Source organism: Photorhabdus sp. RM96S (assembly GCF_042879335.1).
GTDB classification, from domain to species: Bacteria; Pseudomonadota; Gammaproteobacteria; order Enterobacterales; family Enterobacteriaceae; genus Photorhabdus; species Photorhabdus kayaii.
In genome coordinates, this window is record NZ_JBHFKT010000068.1 from 1 (window position 1) to 10,706 (window position 10,706).

Annotated in this window: 3 protein-coding genes and 1 pseudogene; all 4 read right to left on the reverse strand. The window is 45.6% G+C overall.

The window, feature by feature from the left end:
* Positions 1 to 364: 364 nt before the first annotated feature.
* Positions 365 to 6,733, reverse strand: coding sequence for an amino acid adenylation domain-containing protein (locus ACGF49_RS23350; RefSeq protein ID WP_387493014.1), 6,369 nt, complete (start codon positions 6,731 to 6,733; stop codon positions 365 to 367).
* A 129-nt stretch (positions 6,734 to 6,862) separates the two neighbouring features.
* Positions 6,863 to 8,176: an aspartate aminotransferase family protein gene (locus ACGF49_RS23355; protein ID WP_113044294.1), complete on the reverse strand. Its 1,314-nt coding sequence runs from the start codon at positions 8,174 to 8,176 to the stop codon at positions 6,863 to 6,865.
* A gap of 168 nt (positions 8,177 to 8,344) precedes the next feature.
* Positions 8,345 to 9,955 carry a cyclic peptide export ABC transporter gene (locus ACGF49_RS23360; RefSeq protein WP_113044293.1) on the reverse strand — a complete coding sequence of 537 codons (1,611 nt, stop codon included), beginning with the start codon at positions 9,953 to 9,955 and terminating at the stop codon, positions 8,345 to 8,347.
* 569 nt (positions 9,956 to 10,524) lie between these two features.
* Positions 10,525 to 10,706, reverse strand: a pseudogene (locus ACGF49_RS23365) (IS5/IS1182 family transposase); the annotation flags it as partial.

The following is a 10,706-nucleotide window of genomic DNA, read 5'->3' on the forward strand; positions in this document are numbered from 1 at the left end:
CTTTTTTTAAAGCAGAACGAGGCGGTATCATGACAGCGCTACCTTGCAGAGATGTACTGTGCCTACATTTTACTCAATTTTGTGGCTGTGAAAAGTTTTTAGAGGTTCCCTCTAGTAAATTGCCAGCAGAGAATCCATAGACTGGAATACTTATGTCGTCCATCCAGGTAACAAGATCATAGGCATAACTAATACTCCCACCACCAGCATGAACAAAGAACAAAGGTATATCTTTCCCACCAGTACGAATAGGAAATAAGTTAGGATATTGATTTGAATTGCAGTCAGATTGAATGGATATAGCTAGCTGGCTAATTGTTTTTTCAGTAAAAATATCACCTAATACAATTTCAGTATCTAGAGATTATCGTAATCTCGCTACCAAACTCATAGCTAGTAGTGAGTGCCCGCCTAACTCAAAGAAGTTGTCATGGCGGCCGATACGCTCCACGCCTAACAAGTCCTGCCAAATCTGTGCCAGCTGCTGCTCAAGCTTACCCTGTGGCGCTTCATACTGCCGTGTCACCACTGCATCCTGGTCCGGGGCCGGCAATGCCTGCCGGTCCAGCTTGCCATTCGGCGTCAGCGGTAACGCCTCCAGTACCACAAATGCACCGGGCAGCATATATTCGGCCAGGCTCGTGCTTAACTCAGCCCGCAGCGTTGCGGCGTCCAGCACCATTCCGGTCTGCGGCACCAGATAGGCCACCAGCCGCTTGTCACCCGGCGCGTCTTCCCGGGCGACCACCACTGCCTCCCGCACACCGTCACAGGCCGCCAGCCGGGCTTCAATCTCGCCTAACTCAATACGAAAACCGCGGATCTTGACCTGGAAGTCATTGCGCCCAAGATATTCAATATTCCCATCCGGCAACCAGCGGCCCAGATCGCCGGTCTTATAGAGCCGGGCCGCTGGTTCATCGCTAAACGGATCGGCAATAAAGCGCTCCGCCGTCAATTCCGGGCGGTTTAAATAACCACGGCCCACTTGTACACCACCAATATATAATTCGCCAGCAACACTAACAGGTGCAAGTTGACCATGGACGTCTAAAATATACATCCGAGTATTAGCAAACGGCTTACCTATTGTGACGCTACGAGCACCATCAGATAAACGGGTTGCAGTACATGACACCGTTGCTTCTGTCGGACCATAAGTGTTAATCAGATGAGTGTGTGCTGGTCGAATTTCGGCCCAGGCCTGCAATTTTTGCACCGATAATGCATCACCGGTCACATTAAGTAAGCGTACCCCGTGCAGATCGCGCAATGCTCGTGCGGGCACTTCACTCCACTGCCCGACTAATGAATGCCAGTGCGCTGCTGTTAAATGCACAACGCTCACTGTGTCATCACAGGATTCACACTGTGATGAGCTGCCAAACAAGTCACGTGCTAATACCAGACTGGCTCCCGCCAGCAGCGTTGGCAACATTTCTTCCAGTGACAAATCAAAGTTCAACGAATTCTGCTGCAATACGCTGTCTGCTGCTGTCAGTTCAAACTGGCGAATAGCATCCAAGCTGTAGTTGACCAACCCACGGTGTTCAATCATCACCCCTTTAGGCAAGCCAGTCGAACCCGAGGTGTAAATTACATACGCCAAGTGACTTGGGTTCAGCCCTAGAATCTCCGCTGAGGGATTGTGCATCGATTGTGTTGCCAACATTGACTGCACTTTCGTTTCATCCAACACCAATACCGGCACTGACAACTCCGGCAGCATCTCAAGTAAATTACTCTGCGTCACCACCACCACTGGTGCACTGTCCGCTAACATATAGCTCAAACGCTCTGGCGGGTAATTCGGATCCAGCGGTACATACGCACCACCGGCCTTCAAGATAGCCAGCAAACCCACTACCATCTCCGAACTGCGGGTTGCGCACAAAGCAACCCGGTCATCCGGGCACACCCCTAAACTGATTAAGTGATGCGCCAGCCGGTTAGCCTGGCAGTTCAGTTCGTCATAGCTCAGCTCTTCATCTCCATAACGTAGGGCTATCGCCTCCGGCGCGCGGGCAACCTGCTGTTCAAACAGCTGATGGGGTAGTCTGTCTGACGGATAAGCCACTGTCGTTGCGTTAAAGTCCGTCAGGATTTGCTCCCGCTCACTGGCCGGCAATATATCCACCTGCTGTATCAGTGTGTCAGGTGCCGAACACAAAGCCGTCACTATCCCTTTCAGCGCCGTCTCCACATAGGCCATAATCCGCTCCGGTGCCACCTCCCCACGACTTTGCACCGTCAGCTCAAACCCCTGACCTGAATCATCAATGTCCAATGACAGCGGGTAGTTGGTACGCTCTTCCCCACTAATCCAGCGTATCCCCTCCCACACGCTCTGCTGATCTGCCCCGCCTGGGCTATGCCGATAGTTCAACAGGCTATTGAACAACGGCAGTGGGGCCTGCACACCGCTGCAACGCTGAGCCAGCGAAAGCGGGGCCTGTTCATGCGTCAGCAGCTCACTTAAGTGTTGGTATGTTTCGCGCATTACTTGCCATACGCTACGCTTGCCCAACCGTACCCGTACCGGCAAAGTATTCATAAACATACCCAGCACTTGATCCGCACCCGCCACGCCTTGCGATCGTCCCAGCAACACGGTACCAAACACAACGTCATCCCGGCCACTGCACTGTGCCATGACCTGCGCCCATGCCACATGGAATAACACCGCCGCACTGACGCCTTCCCGCCGCGCGCAATCACGTACGGCTTGAGCCAACCGCGTTTCTACATAGCCGCGCGTTTCAACAACCAGAGTGCCTGTTCCTTGCACATCCAACAGCCCAAAGGGCGCGGTTGATTCGTCCACATCACCTAACTGCTGCCGGAAATACGCCTCATGTACTGTCTGCGGTACCGAACGTGCTTGTGCAATAAAATTGCGATAAGGTAAAGGATGCGGCAGATGCTCTTCTTGCTGCTGTAAGAGTGCCTGAATCTCATGGAACATTAACTCCAGCGTGAGATGGTCGCACACCAGATGGTGAGGCAGTAGCGCCAGCAGCCATTCACCGGATTGTGGGTCTTGCGCGATAGTGGCCGACATTAATGGCGCTCGGGTCGCGTCCAAGCGCATCTGCTTAGGGTCAGTGTGCTGATACAGTTGTCGTTCTGCATCTTCCCCCGCCAATAAGCTCAGTTCTTCAACCCGCAATGGCGCCTGACGCCACACCACCTGCACCGGCTCCGGTAATCCCTTCCAATGCACCGCGCTGCGCAAGATATCATGACGGTCGATTACCCGTTGCAAGGCAGCCAAAAAGCCATCCAAACGCTGTCGGCTGTCGAACGCCATTATAGTGTGCAATAAGTAAGGGTCTTCTTCCCCCCCCAATAAATAATGAAACAGGATACCTTGCTGTAGCGGGCCGAGTGGATAAATATCCTGGATATTGGCAGCGCCACCAGCAACGTCAGTTACAATGCTGTCTATCTCGGGTTGACTCAGCATAATCAGCGGCAGCATCTCCGGTGTGATAACCTGGGTATCTCCGGGGATACGATTCTCGGGAACACCCTCGCCCGCGATATTTTCCTCCTTGCTGACACGGGCAGCCATCGCCATCAGCGTTGGTTCGGCAAAAACGGTTCCCACGTCTAGGTGCAAATTCATCAGGCGTAATCGCTCGATCACACTGACGATCAACAGAGAATGCCCGCCTAACTCAAAGAAGTTGTCGTGGCGGCCGATACGCTCCACGCCTAACAAGTCCTGCCAAATCTGTGCCAGCTGCTGCTCAAGCTTACCCTGTGGCGCTTCATACTGCCGTGTCACCACCGCACTCTGGTCCGGGGCCGGCAATGCCTGCCGGTCCAGCTTGCCATTCGGTGTCAACGGTAACGCCTCCAGTACCACAAATGCACCGGGCAGCATATAGTCCGCCAGGCTTGTGCTTAACTCAGCCCGCAGCGTTGCGGCGTCCAGCCCCATTCCGGCCTGCGGCACCAGATAGGCCACCAGCCGCTTGTCACCCGGCGCGTCTTCCCGGGCGACCACCACTGCCTCCCGCACACCGTCACAGGCCGCCAGCCGGGCTTCAATCTCGCCTAACTCAATACGAAAACCGCGGATCTTGACCTGGAAGTCATTGCGCCCAAGATATTCAATATTCCCATCCGGCAACCAGCGGCCCAGATCGCCGGTCTTATAGAGCCGGGCCGCTGGTTCATCGCTAAACGGATCGGCAATAAAGCGCTCTGCCGTCAATTCCGGGCGGTTTAAATAACCACGCGCTACCCCAGCCCCACCGATATGGAGCTCACCGGCCACCCCAATTGGTACTGGCTGGTTATAGTCGTCCAGAATGTAGATTTGGGTATTGCTGATCGGTCGACCAATGGGTACCAAACTTACATATTTGTTTGGTACACACAACCAAGAGGTAACATCAATCGCGGCTTCAGTTGGACCATATAAATTATGCAGTTCGCTATGTGGGAAATAATTAAGACATTGAGTCTGCAACTTGTATGGTAACGTTTCACCACTGCATAAAATACGGCGTAATGACCGACAACGTCCTGCTGGTACCATGCTGACAAAGCTTTGCAACATAGAAGGAACAAAATGTATAGTTGTGACACCGCTGCGTTCAATTTCCTCCAGTAAGTAAAGCGGATCTTTATGCCCAGCAGGGCGAGCAATTACCAGTTGAGCGCCAGCCAGCAGAGGTAAGAAAAACTCCCAAACCGATACATCGAAACCAAATGACGTCTTTTGTAATACTACATCATCATCCCGTAGCTGGTACTCTTGGTGTGCCCAACATAAACGGTTAACCACTCCTTTATGTTCATTCATTACTCCCTTGGGATGCCCCGTCGAACCCGAGGTATAGATCACATAAGCTAGATGATTCGGTTTCAATCCTAATACTGTTGCATCAGGATTGTGCATTGACAGCTTTTGGAATACAGGTGACTCAACATCCAATGACAATACTGGTACTGATACCTTCGGTAACACACCAAGTAGCCCGCTCTGCGTCAGCACTACCTGCGGTTGACTGTCGGCCAACATATAACTCAGTCGTTCCTCTGGATAGCTCGGATCCAGTGGTACATACGCACCACCGGCCTTCAAGATAGCCAGCAGACCCACGACCATTTCCATACTGCGTTCTACGCAGATTGCTATTCTATCATCCGGGCCGACACCTAATTCTATTAAGTAGTGTGACAATTGATTGGCCCTACAGTTCAACTCGCTATAGCTCAATTCTTCATCGCCATAACGCAAGGCAATGGACTCAGGAGTTCGCTCAACTTGCTGTTCAATCAGTTGATGAATCAAACTATTTTTTTGAGGGTAAGCTTTTGCTGTGTTGTTGAAACCCAAAAGTACTTGTCGATGCTCTTGTTCACTAAGCAATACTAGGCTGGCTAGCCTCTGTTGCTCATCGTCGGCCATCTGTGCAAGTAAGGTAAATAAATGTCCCATCAATTGCGTTATAATTTCAACATCGAATTCGCTCGTACTATAGCGGAAATCACAACGAATTTGCCCGTCAACTTCCAGCACATTCACCATAAGTGGTACAGATGTATCAGCATAAGCGGGATATGGGAATGCCGATAACTCAGCGCCTCCCCAACTAATAGAGGAGCTTAGGTTTCCTTCCATCCACAAAGACAGTAGTTCGCTGCTGGCATACCTTGCCTGTTGAAAATTCATCATCGTCTGAAAAATGGGATGAATATCTGGCTGACGAGGAAATCTAATCTGTTCTAATACTTGGGAAAATGGATACTTCTGATTTTCAACACCTTGACGGATAAGATATTGTGATCTACGAATATGCTCGCTTACTGTAATATCATCACCCACATGACAACGCAATGCCACTGGATTGATAAATTCACCCACTAATCTGCCCCAACGCGCGCGTCCACGCCCTGGCATAATGGTACCAACAATAATGTCATCTAACCCAGTGTAACGATGTAGCAATATTTGGTATGCCGCCAAAAAAATAGCAAACAAGCTACCACCATAATGTGATGCTACCACTTGCAACTTAGACACCAGCTCAAGCGGCAGCATCTTTATCAGTGTTTGTCTTTCTGGGATTTTGGTGTTGCTGCATTTATTTGGCCATTGCAACACAGGTAGCTCTCCACTTAACGCTTGTTGCCAAAAATGACCTTGTGCAACAGCTCCAGAACTTTGCAGCCACTGTTTCTGCCAAGCAACATAGTCTTGAAAGCTGTTGGTTGGCACAGGCTCTAGCTCCTGTAATGACAGCAATGACCCCAGCTCTTCTAGTAACATCCAATAGGACCAACCATCAACCGCAATATGGTCAAACACTAGCACCATAACCGACTCTTGCTCGTTGCATTGATACCAGCAGGCATGAATCCGTAACGGTTTATCTAGGTCAAAAATATGCCAGCATTCCTTTGCCACTTGCTGTTGAAGAACTTCAGTGTTGATCTGTTGAGCATCATGCTGGTGAACATTAATGCTAATATTATCACTGATACGATAGCCCAACTCTCCATCATCTAGACTAAAACTAGCACGTAACATAGGGTGGCGCATCAGCAGTTGGTTTAATGCAATTGTCAAACGTTCAGGAGTTAAACCTTTAACTCGTGCGCAAAAAGCACTATTGTGTTTCCCTTTCCCGACAGGGTCTAACTGATACTGAAGCCAACGGCTGCTTTGTGCTGTGGATAGGGGATGGTTCGGAGAGAAAATATCTAAACGACTCATTTTTCGATACCTTTTTATAAAGCCAGAAAATAACAACCTAGTAAAAACAATAAAAATACATAGATCGTTTTAAAATTATTAGGGCTTAATTGGGACCCCATAACTATATTTCATAGGATTCATCAGCACCTAAACAGGCAGGTATTGCTCATCAAGAGTTAATAGCGTTGATGAGCTTGAATAGTCGTTAAGCAAAGTGTTTAATACCATCTGCGCGATGCGCTGACCTGCAGCCAGCATCACCGCCCATTCCATGGTAAGTACAGGCATACACTTCAGTACCTCACTGTATGGACCACATACCTCAATTAGCAAACCATCTCGGAACAACTTGGCTGCGATAGTACGCGCATGTTCTGGCTGTCTGAAACGCAAGCCTAACATTAGACCACGCCCAACAATATCAACCTGATCCGCAACAGAAGCCAAGGCCTGCCGTAATTGGTTTGCTAGGGCATGACCTTTATCCGTCACCTCAATGGCAAAATTCGGTGTGCTCCAGAATTTCTTCAATGCAACCGTTGCCATCACCATCGCCAAGTTATTACCACGAAAAGTGCCGTTGTGCTCACCTGGAGCCCAGATATCAATTTCTGGCTTTATAAGATTGATAGAAAACGGTAAGCCTGCACCACTTAGAGATTTGGATAAGCAAACCACATCCGGTTCTATACCTGCATGTTCAAAACTAAAAAAAGTACCAGTACGACCACAACCAGTTTGAATTTCATCAACAATCAGCAACGCGCCAAGCCGTTTTGCTAATGAGCTAACCCCTCGGAGCCAATCATCCGAGGCACAATTCACTCCCCCTTCCCCTTGAACACATTCGAGCAAAAAAGCTGCTGGGGGATCAATACCAAAACCAGGCCGGAAAAACATATCCTCCAGTAACTGTAACTGACTAACAACTCCACCGCCTACAGCCCCATCATAAGGCAGACGGATTACTCCGGGTAGTTGCACAATCATGGATGCACGCTTAGCCGCATTAGCCGTCATCGCCAGAGCTCCTAAAGACATTCCATGATAGGCACCAGAAAAACAAGCAATGTTTATCCGATTAGTCACTTTACGAGCCAGTTTGAGTGCTGCTTCAACTGCATTAGCCCCTGTAGGGCCAGTAAATTGTAATTTGTAATCAAATTCTCTCGGTTTCAAAATAAGCTCATTAAAAGTCTCCAGAAACTTTGCCTTAACCTCAGTGTTCAAATCTAGTCCATTAATAATTCCATCACTGCGCAAATAATTAATGGCTGCTTCAACCATATCCTCATCATTATGTCCATAGTTCATAGAACCCGCTGCGGCGAAAAAATCGAGATATTCGCACCCCGTTGCATCATATAAAACTGAACCTTTTGCCTTAGAGAAAACCGCAGGAAAAGTTCGACAATAACTACGTACATCAGATTCTAATTCCCTAAAAATAGTGTTCGTCATATCCATTCCTCATATAGAAAAAGTAGCTCGACATAAAAACGCCACAAGTGTTCAAGTGTATTTCCCAAAGAAATTAAATAGTCAAAAAATAGGGTGTAATTTATTTTGAATAATCCAAATAGATATATGGACACCAACTGAATTCAAATTGACGTCCATATAAGGAATTTAGATATCTTTTATATGTCCATCTTCTAACTTCACTACTCTATCTGCCACTCCGAAATAAGAGTCATCATGAGTAATAACAATAACGGTTTTGCCACGCGCCTTTAATTCAGGTAATAATTCTGTATAAAATACTTTTTTAAAAACCGGGTCTTGATCTGCTGCCCATTCATCAAAGATATAAACAGGACGATCCTCTAAATAAGCAGATACTAAAGCTAATCTTTTACGCTGACCAGTGGATATATTTATGGTAGAGAATTTTCCATCTACTACTTTTACTTTATGATCCATACCCAATTTCTGAATGTAGTGAGTGGCTTTATCAGTAATATGTAAATCTATAGTGAGTAATTCTTCAAACAAGTGAAAATCAGAAAAAACGGCAGAGAAAAACTGTCGATAATACTCATTGTTAGAAGCGTTCATTTCTACACCATTTAATATAATAGAGCCAGAATCACATTGAAACAAACCAACCAACAACATTGCCAAAGTGGTTTTACCGCTGCCATTACCTCCTATGATAAAAACAATCTCTTCATGGTGTATTTTAAGATTTAATGGCCCAAGAATGAATTGGCTATCTTCCTTATCACTTGAGTAGTGATGAACAACATCTTGTAATTCAAGTAATACCTTGTTTTCCTTTACTTCTAAGAAAGGGTTAAGCTTATCAGAGTATACAAGCTGAGATTCCTGCAAATCCTTATCTAGTTGTCGCATTCTTTTCAAGGATACTTCCGCCGTGCGTAATTCGGGTATAGCCCCCATAACTTCACCAATAGGGCCAACTAAAAAGAGCATAACCAAGACTACCGAGACAAGAACACCTGGTTCAGACGGCCACCAAATGGGTACCACAAAAACCATAAAACCAATTATTACGTAAAACATAGTATCTGCTGAATTTACTAACCATGCCCATCTGGCATGACTCTTTATAAATATTTTTCTTAAATTCTCAGCACCATGCATAATAACTTGATTAACAAATAATTTACCACGATTAGTATTTAACTGTAGCTCCTTACTTCCACTTATAAGATTTTGAAAATTAAGATAAATATTATCAATCTGCTCTCTAACCTTGTCCATCATCTGAGAGGGATTTTTCTCTAAAATGTGAAATCCATACATCAATGTACCGAAACATACAGTCAGGACTAAAAATAGCACCCAAGAGACCCAGGCCAAATAACTAAGACAAGCCACAATAAGAATGGTATTACCAAACACTATTGGCGCAAACCTACATGAATCTGAAAACACATCAACATCTTTGGTTAAAACAGCTAACAGACCATGGCGTCCAAGCTCTTGCTGCTTTTTAAACGGTGTTCGCAGTAGTTTATTACTAAGATTGATACGTAGTGATAATATTGCAGATTGAGTCAAATGTAGCAACGCAATCTCTGCAGTAGCTTTACTAAAAAAATAGACTAAACATAATATAAAAAAAATATATGAAACAGAGTAGCCAGGAGACTCAATTGCTTTGCTCACCAGACCAACCAGTGAGGCTGCAGCACCTCCAGCTACTAATGCGCTTACCATAGAAAAACACAGCAATTTCCAAGAGTGAGCGCAAAGATATCTAATTAAATTCATAATAACCCATTCTCATTATTAGCACACTATTAATAGTAACATCAATATAAAGCATCAAGTTTTTTCTAATCAGATTTCATTTCACAGCTGAACGTAACTTAAATCACAACATATCCAAGCCATTTAATAATGTATATTTTGATAAAGTTAATCATCACTGAGAAATGCATATTCTAATTACCAGAGCAACCGCATGAACATTTTGCGAACACAATTAACACAAAAATAACGCAAATATGGATTGTATTTAAAGCAAATTAACAAGTGCTGTTATTAGAATAGCTTAAATACCATTCGTTCTGTTTTTTATTTGAGCATTCATGCGGTTGCCATGTTCTAATTATCGTAAGTAATAATAACATAACTATTTAAATAGGGTAGATAATATTTTTAATAAAAATTAACATTTAATGAAGAAATTGACAAGAGGTAATAAAAGAATCGCCAATAAAATTATAAGACATAAAATTAATACACGAATAATAGTCACTCATGTAACTTAAGGAAAAATAAAATAATCCAGAATATAATTAAAATAACTGTTGAATTGGTTCTATCGCATTAAAAGCCTATCCCAATAGGATTTTGTCAGACTATAATCCCGCATGCAAAATGTAACATAGCTTTCGACCTTCTTTTCCCATCGGATCAGTATCCGGCGAAAGCGATTCATCCAGCTATGAGTCCTCCCGACAACCCATCTTTGAGCTTTAAAGTCCGTATTTTGGCAGGTATCTGATTCTTCCTTGCA

Bases quoted from the DNA above. Each gene is read 5' to 3' on its own strand.
- ACGF49_RS23360 (WP_113044293.1), bottom strand. From the start codon at position 9,955: ATGAATTTAATTAGATATCTTTGCGCTCACTCTTGGAAATTGCTGTGT.
- ACGF49_RS23355 (WP_113044294.1), bottom strand. From the start codon at position 8,176: ATGACGAACACTATTTTTAGGGAATTAGAATCTGATGTACGTAGTTAT.
- ACGF49_RS23350 (WP_387493014.1), bottom strand. From the start codon at position 6,733: ATGAGTCGTTTAGATATTTTCTCTCCGAACCATCCCCTATCCACAGCA.